The organism is Cupriavidus sp. GW822-FHT02D05, assembly GCF_058802485.1.
This window is the reverse complement of sequence record NZ_JBXAOE010000003.1, coordinates 286,818-303,430: the sequence shown is the minus strand read 5'-3', so window position 1 is coordinate 303,430 and position 16,613 is coordinate 286,818. Positions and strand designations below refer to the sequence as shown.

Genomic DNA, 16,613 nt, shown 5'->3' with positions numbered 1-16,613 from the left:
TGGCATCCTGACGGCCGGGGAGCGCTATGACATCCTCAAAGCGTGGAGGGAGTTGTTTAATTTTTACTCATTTGAGTTCTTGAGTAAAATGCAGTTTTGAGTAAAATTAAATTGATAGGCCGCGTCTAGCGGTAGAGCGCCAAAAAATACAGTGGAGCCACACCATGATGAATGCCGAGGATGCACTGGGCCTGCAGGAAGATCTGGCGATCATGCGCGCGCACCGCGCGCCTGCTTCTACTCGCAGGGCACCGATCGCACAGGCGAGTTCAACCGAGAGCGCCATGGGAGCGATTGCCGTGGCGTTGCGAGCAAATCAGGATGCGACAGCTAAGCTTCGCGCGAATCTCGATGCCATCATGAACAGCAGAAATGATGTGATCGCGATGGGAGGCGCGTCGCGCGAAGTCATCGATCTGCTCCTCGTGGAGGTGGCCAAGCTGAAGCAATTGCCTGTCGAGGACGTAAAGGAGTACGTGTACGAAGCCTTGTCGCGTCGTTATGACAGGAAGGTAGATGAGGCCAAGCAGCGCGGCTCCATCAAGTGGGACGTGCGCGACGACCCGGAAGTTATGCGCCACCGCGACTGGTACCGGGCGGCGCCTTAGGCTCAGAACGGGAGATGAGAGACAGGGCCATTTCTGGCCCTTTGGTTTTTTGAGATCGCTCGTACTGAGTATGGCCAGTGTGGATGGCGCTACATGGCCATGTACTGGATCGCCGATGTGTAACCGTAGCCAGAGTAGCGGCTGTTTGCTGTGCTGAAGACGTGCCAGCCGGCGTCGAGCGTGATTTGGCAGTACCCCACCGAACTGAGAGACCAATTCCCGCCCGAAACGACGGATGTATCCGCCATCGTCGGGCAGGGGTTGCCATCGACGTAAATCTGCGCCGTCACGGAGCCGCCTGCCTGCCCGCCCACTGCCGTGATAATCACCGCCCTGCGGGAAGGTAGGGAGACGCCGATGGACGAATCGGCGCCACCGGACGACACCGGTCCGCCCATCATTGGCTGTCCAGAAGAGGACGGGCGCCATACGCCGTATTGGCAAGAAAGGAGCTTTCCGTCGCTGTCCGACTTGATGGCGCCTTGCCCTTCCCAGCAACCCCAGCCCTCCACCGCCGCACCGGCCATAGCCGGGCGGATGGCGCCATAGGCATACATGTTGTTATAGGCGTAGGTGTTGCCATAGACCTGGTGGTCACCCCAGATCTGGGCGTTGGTGGCACTGAGGCTGTTCGCGTTGAGGTTCGTAGCGCTAACATTCGTGGCATTGACACTGCTACTGGTCAATGTATTCGTCTGCACGTCGCCGGAAATCATCGTCCCCATGTTGCCCGAGGAGTCCTGCATGTAGACCCTGCCGTTGGGCGATCGGATAGCAGCCTGCATGGCATCGCCATAGACGAACGCGTTACCAATCTGCAGGCTATTACCGGACGGCAGATTCACCTTCTGTGCATTTACCGCGTTCGCATTGTTGATGCTGTAGCCGCCGGCCGCCACGTCGTTGGTCATCGCCAACGAGCCGTCACGCCGATAGAACTGCGAGAATGATGCTGAGTTGTAACCCGTGCGGGCTGCCAGAATGCCTGGTTGGTTGCCCTGCGGGTTGGCTGTGCTCCACTTGCCCTGCATCCCGAGCAACTGCGCCGGTGCGGCGCTGTTCGACTTCGCGCCGTCCGACCCGATGGCGCGAACGGCCACCCCAAGGCGCGGATAGTCGATATTGTTAAACCAGTCTAGCAGTGGACGGTCATTCCACACCAGCCCATCCAGATTGCAGTTGGGTGCCGCGCATCCGGCCGGAAAGGTCGTGATCGCCACGCGATAGGTTCCGCCGTTGTAGGCCGTCGCAATCACCGGATCTTTGAGAGCGCCGATTGCTCGCAATTCAGCGAGCGTAGGGCTCAGGGGCGCTGCGACGCCAGGAACGCTACCTCCCCCGGGCTGAACCAACTGGCTGTAATAAGTCGTCAAGTACTGGTTGACGGCTCCTTGGATCGTCACGAAGGCAAGACCTTGCGCGCGCGCGACGTCGTCGCCTTTCTTGTCCATCGTGTAGGCGACGACAGAGGCAGCCATGCCAGTCCCTAGGAGGAGCGCAAGGGAAGTCTCCAGCAACAGCCAGCCACCACTTCGTTGCCGCCGCCCGAGAAGTTTTCGCCGTTCTTGTTTCATGTGCTTGCGCATATCACGAATGCATTTAGGTCAATTTAGGGCTCGCGGTCAGCGGTAATCGACGACTGCCCAGTTTCGCCCGCCGGACTATTACGCTTCAGCGCGCCAACCAACTCTGCGTGTCGAGCAGCTTCTGTTTCGCGCACCTCTTTGGCAGTTTCAGCATCCGCTGCATCGTCAGCCCGGCGTTGCCGGGCCTGCTGGACCGACGCCGCCTTGGATGAACCCCACACGGCCGCCTGACGGGCCTGCGAGCTCGCGGCCCCCTCTAGCTTGCCGGTCATGCCCTTTTCGCCCAGATCGCCGATGCCGGCACCAATCCATCGCAGGATGTTGTCTGGCAGTGCCTGCGGTAGGCTAAAGAGCAGCATGTACATGGCCGAGATCGCGAAACAGTAGACGCCGAGATAGCCGGCCAGTGTGAACAGGCCACTCAGTGCGTCGGCTTGGAGCGAGCGGAATGCGATTAGGAATGCCTCGTTCATGTAGGCCGTGGCGGGGTAGAGCAGCGCATTGCTGGCCACCAGGCCGAGAACCATCAGGGCAGGCCGAAAGAAGCCAGACATCACCAGCATGTAGCCCTGCGTCTGGCTGCCGATGAAGCTGTCCTCCCGCGCAGGAGTCGTGTGCGCAGCGGCCCACAGCATGCCTGCGGCCATCATCTCGACCACAAACACCAACCAACCCACCACACCGGTTGCGAAGATAAAGAACGGCACCATGGGGATCCAGATCCCCAAGTAGTAGCCCAGATACATGACCGCCATAATGGACGGGCTTACATAGGCCCACATCTCCGCCAGGAACTTGGCAGCAGCGTGGGCGAAGCCAGAGGCAAGGAAGGATCCGGGCACCGCGCTGGACTGTGCAGCCGCCGCGACTCCCTCCAGCGTCGACGAAGCAGCGACCTTCCACAGTGACAATACTTCGCCAGTGGTTGCCATCCAATCGCCGAGATTTTTTACCTTCATCACGGGATCGGCGTCCGGGTCTTCGAGGTAGTAGACAACGCCGGACAGAATCGCATTGGCGCCATAGTTGAACATCTTGTTGATGGCGCCCTTGACTGAGCCGCCCCCATCCGTCATGTCGCTGATCGTGAAATTTGATTGCAACTTTGGAATGGTTGGCTGGGACGCCGAGACCTCTGGCACGTACTCGAAGATCCTTTTGGATACCTCAGAGGCGATGACGTTGTACCTGGTCAAGACGGCATTGGCCGCAACGAGAGAGTCGCCGGTCAGAACGCTCTCAAGCGGATTGCTCGCCCCGACAATGAAGTCGGACGATGACGTGGTCGTGTTGCGAACCGCATCCTTCAAACGGCCGATTTCGCGGTACATGGAGCCCGCATAGACCCAACCCTTTTCAGTCAGCTTGGTCAGCGCATTGCCGTTTTCACCGTTGGCAATCTCGGACTGCACGGCTGCAACGATGTCGCGCATCTGCTGATCCTTGAGGCCCTCGATAAACCTGGCCAATGCCGTTGCATCGATTGTCTCGCCATCCATGGCGGCCTTCATCGCGACCACCTTCGCGTGCTGCGCAAAGCTGCCCGTAAAGAACGACTCCACGTACCGGGATCGGACTTGGTAAATGGCTTCCTTGATCGATGGCGCCGCGTCGTTTGCGTACTTGGAGCCGGAGCGGGGCGGAGCCATGTAAATGTTCTGCATTACGATCTTCCCGCACAGGACCTCGCTACCGGGCCACTTTGGGTCCATAAAGGCGTAAGTGGTTTTGTAGACCACCCCATGGGACTGGCTACGATCAGGCGGTGCATCTATCCGCACGTACTGCAGGTTGACCTGCGAGTCCGGAGACACGCTCGCTATCGCCGCGTTGACACCATTTGCGCACAAGGTCATCCGTAGCGCATTGACAGCTATCGCATTGAAGTTAGGATCTTTGACGATGCTCTTGACGGCCTCCTGGGCGATGTTCCCGCCGACCGAATACTGCACCACTGCCGACCACATATTGGAGGCGAAGCCGATCGAGTAGGAGACGATCAGCAGCATGATGATCTGGATCCCGGCGTAACCCGTGGATGTTGGCATCAGCACCGCTGCGGCAGAAAACGTGCGAAGTGGCGTGAAGAAGGTAGACCAGCTCCTGCCCAGCACCTGGCCGTCGTTCGCGGTGTTGGCGATACCGGCGATCGTGACATACGTCAGGATCAGGGTACCGAACATCAGCACGCCGCTGTTGAAGTAGCGGAAGGCCTCCGCGAGCATGAGGCTATTGGCCGTGTCCGCCGTCTTTCCAATCCCTGGCACGATGTGGTCCACCGCGCTACCGAAGGCAAGCCGAAGCATCTCGACCGCCGCGTCAGTCGGCGCGGGCGTAAATGGGTTAGCCATCACCTTCTCCATTGGTGCATAAACGTAAAAATTTAATATTAAATTTCCTCTGGTTAGCGATTATTTTTATAATTGGCTATTTTTATAAATATATCTTTGTGTTGGTTATTGTAATATTACCAAAATGTAGTTTTACGAGGTATTTTTATTGAAAATAATCTCGCGCCGAGAATGCCTTGCAGCGAGCGGACGCGCACGCCTGCTATCGCAGTGCATGGCTAGCCCGGGGGGGGGGCACGGTTGTCAATGGCAACGCGATCCTGTACGAAGGATGTCGGGCGCGTTTCGGGGCTTCACGCAGCCCGTGAGTAGGCGCTGCATCTTGCCAAGACAAGTTACATCAAGCCGCCGGAGTTTGCGGCCTACGAAAAGTAGGCCGCCGCCATGTTACGGCGCGCCTTTCATGAGAGGCGGCCTATGGACCGTGCTGAATAGGTAAATGGAGAACGCAGGTATTTCGCGCTTGCAATTAGCTTAGATGGGAGTTGCACCGCGCGCTCAATGTCCCTGGCCAAGGCGTTATCGCTCACCAGACCCTGGGGAAGTTTCCCTCGGTTCGCACGGACAGCCGTGATGAGACCATCAATTGCATCGTCCGGCCCATCGATCACAAAGTTCTTTAGGTAGTCGCGTCGCATGCGGAGCCGCAGTTGCCGGCGACGTTGGGCGCGTCGTTTGTTCCGTTCTGTCGCCACAGGTCCGTTTGTCACGGAGCGTCCTTTTCCAATAGTTGTAGTTTCGCGCGGAGTTCCGCCTGCTTCTCAGCGGCGGAGAGGCCTGTGTCGCCTGCTGTCTCGATCAGGCGTTCCCGCACAAGCTCATTCCACCCATCGGCGTCATCATCAAGGGCAAGCCAATCGCTGGCGCGGCCGTTGGCACGACTAACGTAGTGAGCAATTTGTTCATAACGCGTAGCAGCCACGAACCAGTTGCTGTCAACACGGTGAGCTCCTTCTGCATGGCGACCCATTGCGGAGTGCCAGGTACCGCCGATTACACGCGAGCGGAGCTCTTGCGGGAGATAGTCGCGCGCGCGACCGAACCCGAGAATGCGTACCCAGGACGTGGAGAGGACGATCTTCACCTCGGGATATGGGTTTAGGATCTCGACCAGGCTGGGCGCCCACATGAAAAGCTCGCCGTCGGCTTTGAGCATCGGCCGACCTCCGATGAGGTAGACATCGTCGGGGTGCAGCACACCGTCATAATCTAGGAACAGGAGCATTTCCAATCTCGGTTAGCGGGCTCGATTCATGTTCGCATATTGCATCGGCGTCCAGCATGTCGGTGCATTGGCGAGATCCGTTTCCGGATCGGGAAGCCGCAGCGGGTTGTATTCGAGGAAACGCGCGTCCTTCAGAACCAAAAGGCGCTTTTCCGGAAAATCGAAGCCCAGCGGCAAGCCCCATGGCCACTTCTCCCGCTCTACGCCGTAGGTGTCTCCACCATTCGCGACAACGGCAGCCGCGGACGTCGGATAGGCAATGGCGAGCGCCGACAGCCGCGGTGCTTTCAATGGATAGCCATCGAGGCCCAGCGTGGCGACGTGCAGTATGTCCTCCACGGCTAGGACTGAGCGGAAAGCCGCAAAACCCTCTTCCGGGCCAGTTGAGGAGAGACGCCGTGGCGTCTCCCGAGGCAGATCCGCGTAGTGAAGTACGACATTGGCAGAGATTGTCGTCGTTGTCACTGCCCTCACCGTCTCCCGATCGCGATGAATTGTGTAGAACACGCCGTGCTCGGCCCCGTCGATTGCCTGCATGCGCCGGATGAATGAGCGGGCATCCTCGCCGGAAATGTATTCGTGATCCAGGTGCTTGATTTCGGCCAGCGCGAACTCCCGCAAGTCAGTTTCGACAAAGGCGGGGATGATGCGCTTAAGTGATGTAATGGACGTGTGAACGGTTTGCGCATAGAAGTAGAGCCGGCTCGCTTCCTCATTCGCGGCCCGTTCGACTACTGCGATCGGCATCCCCTGCCTTACTCCCGCATCGTATGCTCGGTCTGCTCTGGATTTCACCTCGCTGGGGAAATAGGTGAAACCATTTGTGCGCATGATCCGCAGCAGGTCATCGTCCTGCGAAATGCCGCTTTCCTGAGCAAACCGAGCCCGGTCCAATATCGACAGTTTCAGGAAGTTGCGTCCCACGGAGGGGTTCTCCGCGACCGACAGCCGTGCGCCGTAGCGCGAAAAATCTGGCCACCAAAGCCTACGACCATCGGACTCAGCCATGTTCGCTTTCCTCATTCATCGGCCCCCCCTATCAATCTCACCAGTTGGCGAGTATTAGCACCATGATGTGTATTTTTACTCAAATTACGTATTTACTCAAGTACTCATGTGCTCAATAGTTCAAATACTCAACCGTGCTACACTGTGCTGAGTATTTGAGTTCGTCCTTATTTCCTCAGGGATTCGGAAATGCATGTAATCGCGGTCCTGAATCAGAAGGGGGGTGCCGGCAAGACTACGATCGCGACGCATCTCGCACGCGCCTTGCAGCTGGCCGGTGACGATGTGCTGCTGGTGGATTCGGACCCTCAGGGAAGTGCCCGGGATTGGGCCGCTGTGCGCGAAGACCAGCCGGTGCCAGTGGTAGGCATAGACCGTCCTACCATCGACCGCGATCTCAAGAGCATCGCTCGCAAGGACTTCGTTGTGATCGATGGGGCTCCCCAGGGGGCAGACCTCGCGGTGTCGGCGATCAAGGCTGCCTCCTTCATCCTCATCCCTGTGCAGCCGTCGCCATATGACATTTGGGCAACGGCAGACCTAGTGGAACTGGTCAAGCAGCGAATAGAGGTGACAGACGGAAAACTACAGGCGGCGTTCGTGGTATCCCGAGCCATCAAGAACACGAAGATTGGGGCGGAGGTGAGCGATGCCCTGGAGGGCTATGGCTTACCCATCCTGGAAGCGCGGATCACTCAGCGTGTGAGCTACCCGAGTACTGCTGCGAGTGGGACGACAGTGCTTGACACTGAGCCTGAGGGCAATGCTGCTCGGGAGATCCGAGCACTGATGAGAGAGCTTAAGGGAAAACTCAATTAATCAAATGAGTAAGAGGTGGGAATGAGTAGCAGCAAGTTAAACCTGCGCGCCGGTCGTCCGAGCGATACAAAGAGAACAGCTACGTTAGCCGACCTGGCAGACAAGACGAGCACGGTGCGGGTGAATTTCGACCTGGATCGCGATCTGCACACGAAACTCAAGGTCCATGCGGCCAAGGCTGGGCGCACCGTCTCCGAGATCCTGCGAGAGATGGTTGCTCAATTGAGCGATTGAGTATTCGCTCAAGGCAGATGAAACTGGCTCTATGGTCCTATTCCTCGGCTGCGACGGTGCAATGCTTGCCTAAACAGGCGGCGGTGACGAGTCATCTCCAAGGGGGAGGCGTCGAGCGGCACTCTCCTTCTTTGACATCAATGCTGCCATGCAACTGAGCAACGAGAACGCCTTCAGGCTGTTTTCCTCCGTCGCATATTCCTCCATTGCGATGCCATGCAGTACCGTATTGCGGTTGAGGCCGTTGTAGTCGAACCGCTCGCGGTCCTTGTGGTTGTAGGCGATCGGCAACCGTTCGCTTACGGATGTCCACATAATTTCGTAGAGCAGGGCATAGAACCCCGTCACCGGGTTGTCACTCGGTGCTGCTGCGAGTGCCGCCAGTTCGAGCTGCGCGACGTGGGCCACCCGCTCTTCGGGCATGCCCTGGAAAAGATACTTTTTGGCGTTCTCGAAGCAGATTCCTTCCGCTTGAGCGAAAAATAGCGGTACCGAGAGGGCATACTCGCCGCGCAAGTGGGCATCGACAGCCGGGCGGATAGCGAACGCCCGGGAAGGGTGCTCGTCAACAATACTGTTGAGATGATAGGTCAGGTCCTCCGCGTAGAGCCTAGCAAGCACGGTCTCAAGTTCGCCCAGGCTCCCGCGGTTTGCCGCCGCTTGACGGGCCAACTGATCAAGCTCTGACAAGCCGAAATAGCCGCTCATAAACCACCCCCGCTTAGCTAGCGATAGCGCGCAGTTTGCGAGCTCCGGATATACCTCCATCCGGGCATCAAAGCTTGTTTGCAAACGATATGCGAACCCGACAAATTCGGTCGCTAGTCCCTGCACGCCGTCCGCGATCGACGCCAGTAGAGGTTGATTCTTTTCGATCCAGACTGCGAACGCCCGGCCGAACTGGATGAGTGGGGCGAGCTCATTTTTGTTTTCTTCCATGTTTGCAGCCTTCCGAGGGATCTAGATTGTCGACTATGTCGCTGAAGTCCTACGCGTGCGTCCGTGATGATGAGGGTCGGGAAAATGCCGCTTAATATGGTGTGCCTTTGCCCAGAGCCTTGATTTGTCGGCCGGATGTCGGGTCGCTGTCGTGTCATCGTTGCCGGCGCCGCCGCATCATTGTCCCATCTGCTCAATGGAGATCACGATGTCTACCACGGAACAAGCGCAGCCTCGCCTGCTGACTGCCCACGAACTTGCCGTATTGGTCAGGTTCTATCGCGAGGGCCGGCAATGGTCGCAGGAGCAGCTTGCTGATCTGTCGGGCTTGAGTGTGCGGACGATCCAGCGTGTCGAACGCGGGGATGCGTCCGGTTTCGACACGCGTAGAGCGATCGCACGAGCTTTCGAGTTTGAGGATATCGACGCGCTGAACAAGCCATTCTCCATTCCGACGGTAGAGGAACTGCAGGCGGCGAAAGAGAAGTTTGAGCGCGAACACATCACGCTCAAGGCGCTGCCGCTTCAGACCGGGAAGCAGCTGGCGAAACTTGCAGAGATGCACAGCATGGACCTCGCTACGTCTGGGTTCGAGATGAGTCGCGAGGCCGACGAGGAGTTTGCTGCGTTGGTCGACTATATGCGTGAGTATCGCGATTGCAGCGACCACTATTCAGAGGTGCAGAAATTCGATGTCTATGACGGCATGCAGCGGCACATTGACGGGCTGAGTACTTTGGGGGTATCGCTCCGTTTCGCGGAGCGCAATGTGAGGTTGAGGTTCAACGGCGACGCGGAGGCGAAACCCTTCGACACAACTGTGCTTTACGTGGTCGCATTTCCGCTCGGCGAAGAACCGGAAGAATTTGCGACGCCGCGTTCTGTCGCTATTGGGCGGTGAAGAAGGGCCCCGGCTACGCGGCTGGGGCCATCGTCAAGCGATTGCCCAGGGTCGGACCATCCAGACCTGGAGCAAGGTGCCCCAAGCTTACGCCTTTGCTCAAATATTCATGCTCCGTGAGGGCTCTTCGGCACCCTTGTATATCCCAAGAGGACGTAGAGCACATGGGAGCACGGGAAAATTGGAGCACTGTAGCACCGCAATTTCAATGTAAATAATTGATTCTCAACGCTTTTTTGTGAAAAAACGTGCGGAATCGCGCATTTCGTGGCTATGGGATTGCTCAATATATCGCCATTTCATGGTGGTAAAAAGGCTTTTTGTGTGCTTAAGTACAGCGGAAGGATGTGCGCTTCGAATCGTTGCCGGGCGCAACTGAAGATGTAACCATGCAGTGATCAACACAGGTAGGAGATCTTGGTGGCAAACGGAAAGCAAGCGGCATCTAGGCGGCTGAACATGGCCGAGCGGGCTCAGCAGCAGATGGATCTGCATTTCCCGAATACGCCTGCGCAATGGACCTGGAGCCGGAAGCGGAATGATGGGTACACCACGGTCCCGCGAACACTTCCGCTCGTAATGCAAGCGATTGACATGCAGTCGAAGGGACAGCCCGCAGGGCATACGCTCTTCTGTTTGTGGGCTCGGTCTCCTGATCACCCTTTGATCGTGATCGAAAACCCAGCCACTTTTGCTAGCGAGGCCGGCTTTGCAGGGGAGCGAGCAGTGGATACGTGGCGGCGGCGGATGAGAAGGCTCCAGCAGCTTTTGTTCATCCTGACGAAGCCTGGACCGTCCGGAGATTTCCACTACGTTTTGCTTCTCAACCCCAATCTGGCGATGGAGCTAATGCGAACGCGGGGCGAAGTGCAGGATGGTCTCTACAGTCAGTTTCTAGCGCGGATGGCGGACATTGGAGCATTTGGCGAGATCGAAACGTTTCGCAAAATGATCGCCGAAACCGAGACCCGGGCCGCCGCGAGTCAAGTGGCTGTGCAACAGGCGGCAGCTAGTAATGCAGTGGCTCAACCGGCCTCAGCCGATCAAGCGGGCGCGCCAACGAGTGGCGGGGCGGCATAACCATCTTTTCAACCAAGGAGGGAGGAGAAATGCAGAAATTATTAGTCGCCGGCATCCACTGTTTGCCTGCCCGTTGGGTGCCGACTTGAGAAGACCCTCGACCAGCCTAGATTTCGACGGCTGGACTGGCCAAGGGTCGTGGTAGGCGCCCCGTCGGGGGGGCACCGAGCAGCAAACTGTTGTTTGGTGCCTCATATCTATAACGCGATATAGCGTCGTAATCAAGAGAAGACCACGTGTGGACGCATCAAATAATGTGATTCTAGTGCATCTTTGCATCATGGTCGAAGCAGGCGCTTCGTAAGCTCGGGAGCCTCGTCAGAGTTGCATGCGCGATATCTGACGTCCTTCCGGTTTTAGGCAGTGAGGAGAACTAAAGTGGCGCAATATAAACATGGCCAGTACTTGAATAAAGGTGAAAGTGCTGAATACGACACGAAGTATTCGCCTGGCAGTGAAGCGGCAAACGCGGGTATCTATCGGTGCGCCGTCTGTGGTGATGAGATCGGGATTGCCAAGGGCCATACGCTGCCGCCGCAGAATCACCATCAGCATGCGCCGGGGCTCGGCAAGATCGAGTGGCAGCTGCTGGTGTTTGCGCAACAGAAGAGTTAACGGAGGTGATATGCCGAGATTCAAGGTTGCGCATCTGCGCGAGCAGGGGGTGGATCTGATTATCATTCCACTGGACAGCGCATTTGGTCGGAAGAGTTCGTCTGACCAGCAGGGCATCATTGCCGAGTTGCAGGGACATGCAACGTCGGCTGGCCTGGCTGGGGCAGTGGTTCCCGTATGGGATTCTGGCGGTGGACGGATGAGCTTTATCGCTCCGTCGAACTGGCATGGGTTCTTCAGGAGCATCAGCCTGCAGGTGGTGGCGATAAATCTCAACAAGGAGATCTACTGGTAGCGATCTACTGGTGCGGACGGCATGAGGTTTCTATGTAGAAACCTCATAGCCGACCGTGCGGCATCGCTAGGGCGGCCAGCGGCTCGAAGGGACAAGCGCGATGCGGCAAAATGTTGCGCGTCCCAAGTGAGGCCATTTAGTCCTCTGTGGTGTGGCCTGGGTCAGTCGCAATCTCGGTTGAGACGGCGGTAGGCCCAAGCGCCATGAGCTAGGTGAAACAGGAGCATGCCAAACGATGCAATCGGGGCGAGGAGTATTCCCTTCAAGAGGTAGGCATGGATCGTCGCGAAAGGAAGCATGTAGCCGGTAGCCTGGGGCACATCGCGCTCGACCGACAAGGCTAAGATGAAGAGGACGAGAGAGACGACCGAATAGAAGGCGATCAAGCGCTCCGATCGCTTCATCGTCTTGAGCTCGTCCGGATCCAAGTCTCGCGGAGTCGTATTCTCCCACCAGTTGCTGATGGCGATGATTGCATCTAAGAGTCTTTCCATGTTTTCTTTTCTGGGGTGTCAATGACATTCTGAGCGGTCCCATGGAGCGGGAGCATGGCCGTAGCTCATTTGCTGCAGGGCGCTTCGTCATCGCTGGCTGCACGCTCATCCAGCGCATCAAACACGCCTTCCGCCTCCATGATGGCTTTGGCCTTTTGCACGGCCTCGATGAATGCTGCCTCGAGGAAACGGCGCTTGCTGATCCCGAGCAGATTCACAACTTGATCGATATCGTCGGCCAGTTCCGGCGTGACCTTGGCACAAACGTTCTTCAACGGCACGTCGCCTTCGATCCGACCATCCGTGATCAGATCGACCAGATCGGCATTCATGCGGCCATTGACGAACTGCAGGGACTTCTGGGTAATCAGCGCATCCAATGGCGATCTCATTTCCGTTTTCCCTTATTTTGGAATGTAAATATCAATGTTTGGAGAATAAATCGACAAAAATGGAGTGACAATGGCTTGTTGCGTTCAAGCTACAAATGCCGCGCCGGCGAGTCAATGTGTACTCGAATACCTCCAAAAACCGGGATTTTCGGGGCATTGAAGGGAGAGGTGTCGCACCCTGCGCGCCACAGATTGTGGTCCACGCTGAGTTTCTAGGGCTGGCCCAACTGCTGCAGGGCGATCACCTCCGCCGGCCAGTAGACGCGGCGTGTGTGCGGATTGCGAACGTTGGAAGCAAAGAATTCCAGTAACCGATTGCTGGCCCGCTCGCCAGCCGTGACAACCTGCGCCGGCGTCGGAATCGCGTTGAGCGCGACGAACTCGCTTATGCGGTCGTCCTTAGCGCGGCAACGCGCGCATCGACAATGCCCAGCAGATGGCTGGCCAGAAGGATGATCTCGACCGCCTCGCGCGGGGTGTCGATCGGCACGTGCCGGTGTGAGTGCGGGTTCTTGTACGAGCCGATCGCGCCGGCGAACAGCGCACACAAAGCCTCCCGCTCGCCTTCGTCTACATTCATGTCGGTCAGCGGCCCGGTCGCGATGTGGAACGCCTTCCGGACCATTCGCACACCGATCTCCGACTGAGGAAAACCCGCCGCTTCGCGCACCGCGATCTCGACCGCCCGCATCGCCTCGAACACGGCGGTCGGGTATGCGCCTCGCATGAACGACAACCACACCTTGGTGGCGATCGTCGGATGCAGGAGTTCCTTCGGCAGCAGGCGCGCGGTCCGGTAGTCGGTGAAGGCCGCCTCGTTCTCAAAGCGCTGTGCGCGGCGGCTCAGATGCCGCCAGCCACCTGAGCCATTCATGCCTTCGGCCGGGACAACCAGCCCCTGTGCCTCCAGCCACGCATACGCCTCGGCCAACGCGAGATCGACTTCGGCAAGGCGCTCCGGGGGATATCCGGCATGACCGGCCATCCCAAGTTCCATGCGCAGATTTCCGAAATGGAACATCGCTTCCGGCCGGGCACGCAGCAGGAAGATCAGCTTGGCGGCCAACTCCTCGGGCTCGAGCGCGAGGAGTACATCAACATCGGGGATCGCCGTCACCAGTTCGCGCATGGTCTTTCCTTATGCTGGATGAAGGGCATTATCACCCATAGGGATTTCGCAGCCCTCTTGCTCATGCACCATCTCGCTAAATTCTGCTAAAACTCTATGTAGAGTTTATTTTGATTCTGATTTGTTTCTTGCCTGATTCTTGGGTATGATGCTTCCACCCAAACAACAGCAAAAAATTATCATGAGCGAACTAGCGGGCATGATCCGGCGGGCCCAGACCGCAAAGAAGGAACTTATCGCGAGCACTGTCCGCCTAGCACCGGAAGACCATTCGTTTATCGAGGAACTGGCCGAGCAGCTTGCCGTCACTAAGCAGGATCTAATGCAGCAACTGATCAGGGCAGGTATCAGTGAGGCGACCAAGCTGCTGAAACTTGACATGGACGAGTCGAACGTCGAAGGCGGAAGTCGCTTCCATATCCTCAACACCAATAAGCGTCACAGCATCGAAGACCACCAGCGCATGCTGAAAGAGGGAGTCGCCGCAGCCTTCTATGCCCCTTGGAAGCTCAATATCGACCGCATCCAGAAGAGCGACGTGGTGTTCCTCTATGAAAACGGCAAGGGCATCGTTGCCTTCGGCAAAGGGACGGGAGAGACGCTGAAGGCTGAATATCAGGATATGCCTGACGAGTGTCACTACCAGGTGCTCTCCGATTTCAATGTGCTGGATCAACCGCTTCCCGCCGCAGAGATCAAGAAGATCCTCGACCGGAATGTAGTGTTTCTGAGGACGATGTCGGGCGCCCCCGATGGTCAGAAGCTCCTGGACAGGATCAAGGCGATTTAGATGCAGCTTCATGGCCGAGCCGGTAGGCCGCCCCCATGCGTGCAACGAAAGCTCTTCTCACCGTTATCGCTACCGTTACGAATATGGCTACTGGATGCTGGGCGGACCGGGATCGATGGCAGCCGCCTGCGGGCGGTTGTCTGGCTGCCGGGGACAAATCGGCGTGTGGACAACCCTGTGATTCGCCCGAGTTATACACGCTGAATCGGCCCCCCCCAGTACGCTGAATTGGACCCCCGCATCACGCTGAATCGGCCCCCATTCGTCACGCTGAATCGGCCCCCCCCAAAACCGATAGGTTATGCCTTTAGGTTTCCTGTATCTGTTTACCGATAGTTAGGGGCGGTGAACTGTGGAAAACCAAGCGTCAACCCGAGCCGGGCATTCGACCGGCAGTTCATTGGGGAGTCCGAGACCTTCCTACCCGTCCACCTTCACTTGAGCGGAATAGGGGGCGGAGAGGGGAACAAGATGACTCCGCCATTTACGGGCTTGACCTTGGCTTTTGGATATACGGCTAAGGCGGCGTCCAGTGCTAGCAGAAATTTCTTCTTGAAATCCTTACTGCGGTTTTTGCCTTCGTACTCTTGGGCGAACTGCTCACGCAGAGACTTCCAGTACAAGATGACCGGGCGGCCCTCGATACGGTACAAGCGTTGAGCCAGCCACGTATAAGCGTCCATCGCCAGTGCGGATCCTTTCAACTCAATGAGGGCACGTAGATCTAGCGGTACGGCATGGGCCTTCAATGTCTGGTAGTAGTCCTCAGAAAAGGTTATCGTGCCCGGCCATAATGGGCGTTGGTCTGCACTTGCGGCAATCCATGCTTCGAAGTGCTTGATGGGCTTGCCGTCGTAAGTGTGGGCGCGTCCGTTGGCGTTGAATCCCAGTGTTATACGGCAGGCGGACAAGGCTTGCACCTGCTTGCGGACCGCCCCGAATGCGCCTCGCTTCCCTCCTGTTGTCCGCTCGCCCAACATGCGCAGAAACTCGCTTGCACTGTCGCCCACTGGGATCTCGGCCGTGTTGAAGCGCACGGCATAAGTGTTCATCCAAGCCAGCATCAGGCGCGGCTTAGGGCCATAGGGGATTGGCTGCTGCACAAACTGCTTGCCGTCCCATAGCTTGCCAGCCTCCACTAGCAGCGCTGCCCCCCCTGAGTGGCGCTCGAACGATGTTCCGACAACTTGCGATCGAGGCAATCCGACCTGGCACATGATCGAGTGCATGTAAGCCCTGTCGTTGTTTCCCGGAGGCTCGGCCGCTATCTCCGCGGCTGTCTTGACGAGACGTTGTTCGCGCGCGGTCGGTGGGGCGGCCTTTCGCTTGGGCAGGATCACGGCCGGGGCTAGGGCCTCCACTTTGGCGGTCGTGGGATGCCAAATCGCCGGGAGATGCTGCTCAGCGGTCACAGTGGGTCGCAGCGACGCCGATTGCAGTGGAGCGCTCGAGCCATTCGGACACAAGTCGGATCGGTAGCCTAATTTGGCGGCTACGTCGGAGGCCGTGCCCGACGCGCATCCTTTCCCGATCGGATGATGTCGATTCCCTTCCCGCCAGACAGGCGAGCCACGCGGTTCGTCTGTGGGCGTCGGTTGTTCATCGCTATTGAACGCGTGATCACGCGCGAGCGCCGCGACAATGCTCGCGAAACGGATGGGTGCCTCCATGAATCAGCTCGTGGCCCAGCGTTGTCGCGCGAGCTGTTCAGCCTTCGTCGGGCGTCCGCGAGGACGTTTCGGGGGTGGGGGTTCCGCAGGCCGATGCGAATCGATCCATGCCATTACTTCGTGCTCATACCAACAAAGACGCCTGCTATGAGGCATCTTGAAGGGCCGAGGGATCAAGTGCTTGTATTTCTCGTTCGTGGCAAACGTTCGGATCGACGTCGCGCTCTTGCCGATGAGTTCGGAGAGCTGTTCGATGAACAGAATTCGGACCGCGGGGGTGGCAGTAACGTGCTGACCGGACAGTGACTCCGGCAACGCGGGAATGGGCATGGCTCATCCATAGATGCAGGTGGACCGATGGGGTCCTTGCAGCGATCTATCTTTGGAATGAGTGCTTTACCTTAGGGACTGAAACCTACGGGAGGAATCGCACACGGCGCCCGTTTCAGGTTCCCTTGGTGCTCCTGGGCACCACGA

The 16,613-nt window shown here is 57.8% G+C and carries 17 protein-coding genes; 8 read left to right on the top strand and 9 right to left on the bottom strand.

Translation table 11 applies throughout. The annotated features are described in order from the left end of the window. Positions 1–164: 164 nt before the first annotated feature. Complete coding sequence (locus AC1RQK_RS06220; RefSeq protein WP_492808064.1) at positions 165–608, top strand: hypothetical protein; 444 nt, start codon at positions 165–167, stop codon at positions 606–608. An 89-nt stretch (positions 609–697) separates the two neighbouring features. On the opposite strand, the gene AC1RQK_RS06215 is transcribed toward AC1RQK_RS06220, so the two are convergent. From AC1RQK_RS06215 to AC1RQK_RS06200, 4 genes are all read right to left on the bottom strand, one after another. Beyond that, on the bottom strand, positions 698–2,182 hold the full coding sequence (locus AC1RQK_RS06215; protein WP_492808063.1) for a hypothetical protein: 1,485 nt from the start codon (positions 2,180–2,182) through the stop codon (positions 698–700). Between the two features lie 35 nt (positions 2,183–2,217). Further along, positions 2,218–4,545 (bottom strand): DotA/TraY family protein, encoded by a 2,328-nt coding sequence (locus AC1RQK_RS06210; protein WP_492808061.1) that lies wholly within the window; start codon positions 4,543–4,545, stop codon positions 2,218–2,220. 706 nt (positions 4,546–5,251) lie between these two features. After that, positions 5,252–5,770 (bottom strand): HAD domain-containing protein, encoded by a 519-nt coding sequence (locus tag AC1RQK_RS06205; RefSeq protein WP_492808059.1) that lies wholly within the window; start codon positions 5,768–5,770, stop codon positions 5,252–5,254. A 12-nt stretch (positions 5,771–5,782) separates the two neighbouring features. Next, positions 5,783–6,778 carry a hypothetical protein gene (locus AC1RQK_RS06200; protein ID WP_492808057.1) on the bottom strand — a complete coding sequence of 332 codons (996 nt, stop codon included), beginning with the start codon at positions 6,776–6,778 and terminating at the stop codon, positions 5,783–5,785. Positions 6,779–6,967: 189 nt separating this feature from the next. Between AC1RQK_RS06200 and parA the strand changes: the two genes are divergently transcribed. Both parA and AC1RQK_RS06190 read left to right on the top strand, forming a co-directional pair. After that, a complete protein-coding gene (parA, locus tag AC1RQK_RS06195; protein ID WP_492808056.1) occupies positions 6,968–7,597 on the top strand; it encodes a ParA family partition ATPase in 630 nt (209 codons plus the stop codon). A gap of 21 nt (positions 7,598–7,618) precedes the next feature. Beyond that, positions 7,619–7,831, top strand: coding sequence for a ribbon-helix-helix protein, CopG family (locus tag AC1RQK_RS06190; RefSeq protein WP_400101494.1), 213 nt, complete (start codon positions 7,619–7,621; stop codon positions 7,829–7,831). A gap of 69 nt (positions 7,832–7,900) precedes the next feature. On the opposite strand, the gene AC1RQK_RS06185 is transcribed toward AC1RQK_RS06190, so the two are convergent. Next, positions 7,901–8,770, bottom strand: coding sequence for a hypothetical protein (locus AC1RQK_RS06185; protein ID WP_492808054.1), 870 nt, complete (start codon positions 8,768–8,770; stop codon positions 7,901–7,903). A gap of 208 nt (positions 8,771–8,978) precedes the next feature. On the opposite strand from AC1RQK_RS06185, the gene AC1RQK_RS06180 reads away from it, so the two are divergent. The 4 genes from AC1RQK_RS06180 to AC1RQK_RS06165 all read left to right on the top strand — a co-directional run bounded on the left by AC1RQK_RS06180 (position 8,979) and on the right by AC1RQK_RS06165 (position 11,661). After that, entirely contained in the window at positions 8,979–9,671 is a 693-nt protein-coding gene (locus tag AC1RQK_RS06180) for a helix-turn-helix domain-containing protein (RefSeq protein WP_492808052.1), read from the top strand. 420 nt (positions 9,672–10,091) lie between these two features. Continuing rightward, positions 10,092–10,751, top strand: coding sequence for a hypothetical protein (locus tag AC1RQK_RS06175; RefSeq protein WP_492808050.1), 660 nt, complete (start codon positions 10,092–10,094; stop codon positions 10,749–10,751). Positions 10,752–11,129: 378 nt separating this feature from the next. Beyond that, on the top strand, positions 11,130–11,366 hold the full coding sequence (locus AC1RQK_RS06170; protein WP_492808049.1) for a hypothetical protein: 237 nt from the start codon (positions 11,130–11,132) through the stop codon (positions 11,364–11,366). 10 nt (positions 11,367–11,376) lie between these two features. Beyond that, complete coding sequence (locus AC1RQK_RS06165; protein ID WP_492808048.1) at positions 11,377–11,661, top strand: hypothetical protein; 285 nt, start codon at positions 11,377–11,379, stop codon at positions 11,659–11,661. A 161-nt stretch (positions 11,662–11,822) separates the two neighbouring features. Here AC1RQK_RS06165 and AC1RQK_RS06160 read toward each other — a convergent pair whose 3' ends face one another. The 3 genes from AC1RQK_RS06160 to AC1RQK_RS06150 all read right to left on the bottom strand — a co-directional run bounded on the left by AC1RQK_RS06160 (position 11,823) and on the right by AC1RQK_RS06150 (position 13,676). After that, positions 11,823–12,155 carry a hypothetical protein gene (locus AC1RQK_RS06160; protein WP_492808047.1) on the bottom strand — a complete coding sequence of 111 codons (333 nt, stop codon included), beginning with the start codon at positions 12,153–12,155 and terminating at the stop codon, positions 11,823–11,825. Positions 12,156–12,220: 65 nt separating this feature from the next. Further along, positions 12,221–12,535 (bottom strand): hypothetical protein, encoded by a 315-nt coding sequence (locus AC1RQK_RS06155; RefSeq protein ID WP_492808046.1) that lies wholly within the window; start codon positions 12,533–12,535, stop codon positions 12,221–12,223. 397 nt (positions 12,536–12,932) lie between these two features. Beyond that, positions 12,933–13,676 carry a TIGR02391 family protein gene (locus tag AC1RQK_RS06150; protein WP_492808045.1) on the bottom strand — a complete coding sequence of 248 codons (744 nt, stop codon included), beginning with the start codon at positions 13,674–13,676 and terminating at the stop codon, positions 12,933–12,935. Positions 13,677–13,857: 181 nt separating this feature from the next. On the opposite strand from AC1RQK_RS06150, the gene AC1RQK_RS06145 reads away from it, so the two are divergent. After that, positions 13,858–14,466, top strand: a complete 609-nt coding sequence (locus AC1RQK_RS06145; protein WP_492808044.1) for a hypothetical protein — start codon at positions 13,858–13,860, stop codon at positions 14,464–14,466. A gap of 434 nt (positions 14,467–14,900) precedes the next feature. Here the strand turns inward: AC1RQK_RS06145 and AC1RQK_RS06140 are convergent, their stop codons facing one another. After that, positions 14,901–16,136 carry a replication protein RepA gene (locus AC1RQK_RS06140; protein ID WP_492808043.1) on the bottom strand — a complete coding sequence of 412 codons (1,236 nt, stop codon included), beginning with the start codon at positions 16,134–16,136 and terminating at the stop codon, positions 14,901–14,903. Between the last annotated feature and the right edge of the window lie 477 nt (positions 16,137–16,613).

What these genes read in the sequence shown, in the direction of transcription:
- AC1RQK_RS06220 (WP_492808064.1), top strand. Translation starts at nt 165, where the DNA reads ATGATGAATGCCGAGGATGCACTGGGCCTGCAGGAAGATCTGGCGATC.
- AC1RQK_RS06165 (WP_492808048.1), top strand. Translation starts at nt 11,377, where the DNA reads ATGCCGAGATTCAAGGTTGCGCATCTGCGCGAGCAGGGGGTGGATCTG.
- AC1RQK_RS06190 (WP_400101494.1), top strand. Translation starts at nt 7,619, where the DNA reads ATGAGTAGCAGCAAGTTAAACCTGCGCGCCGGTCGTCCGAGCGATACA.
- AC1RQK_RS06145 (WP_492808044.1), top strand. Translation starts at nt 13,858, where the DNA reads ATGAGCGAACTAGCGGGCATGATCCGGCGGGCCCAGACCGCAAAGAAG.
- AC1RQK_RS06140 (WP_492808043.1), bottom strand. Translation starts at nt 16,136, where the DNA reads ATGGAGGCACCCATCCGTTTCGCGAGCATTGTCGCGGCGCTCGCGCGT.
- AC1RQK_RS06200 (WP_492808057.1), bottom strand. Translation starts at nt 6,778, where the DNA reads ATGGCTGAGTCCGATGGTCGTAGGCTTTGGTGGCCAGATTTTTCGCGC.
- AC1RQK_RS06205 (WP_492808059.1), bottom strand. Translation starts at nt 5,770, where the DNA reads ATGCTCCTGTTCCTAGATTATGACGGTGTGCTGCACCCCGACGATGTC.
- parA (WP_492808056.1), top strand. Translation starts at nt 6,968, where the DNA reads ATGCATGTAATCGCGGTCCTGAATCAGAAGGGGGGTGCCGGCAAGACT.
- AC1RQK_RS06150 (WP_492808045.1), bottom strand. Translation starts at nt 13,676, where the DNA reads ATGCGCGAACTGGTGACGGCGATCCCCGATGTTGATGTACTCCTCGCG.
- AC1RQK_RS06180 (WP_492808052.1), top strand. Translation starts at nt 8,979, where the DNA reads ATGTCTACCACGGAACAAGCGCAGCCTCGCCTGCTGACTGCCCACGAA.
- AC1RQK_RS06215 (WP_492808063.1), bottom strand. Translation starts at nt 2,182, where the DNA reads ATGAAACAAGAACGGCGAAAACTTCTCGGGCGGCGGCAACGAAGTGGT.
- AC1RQK_RS06210 (WP_492808061.1), bottom strand. Translation starts at nt 4,545, where the DNA reads ATGGCTAACCCATTTACGCCCGCGCCGACTGACGCGGCGGTCGAGATG.
- AC1RQK_RS06185 (WP_492808054.1), bottom strand. Translation starts at nt 8,770, where the DNA reads ATGGAAGAAAACAAAAATGAGCTCGCCCCACTCATCCAGTTCGGCCGG.
- AC1RQK_RS06160 (WP_492808047.1), bottom strand. Translation starts at nt 12,155, where the DNA reads ATGGAAAGACTCTTAGATGCAATCATCGCCATCAGCAACTGGTGGGAG.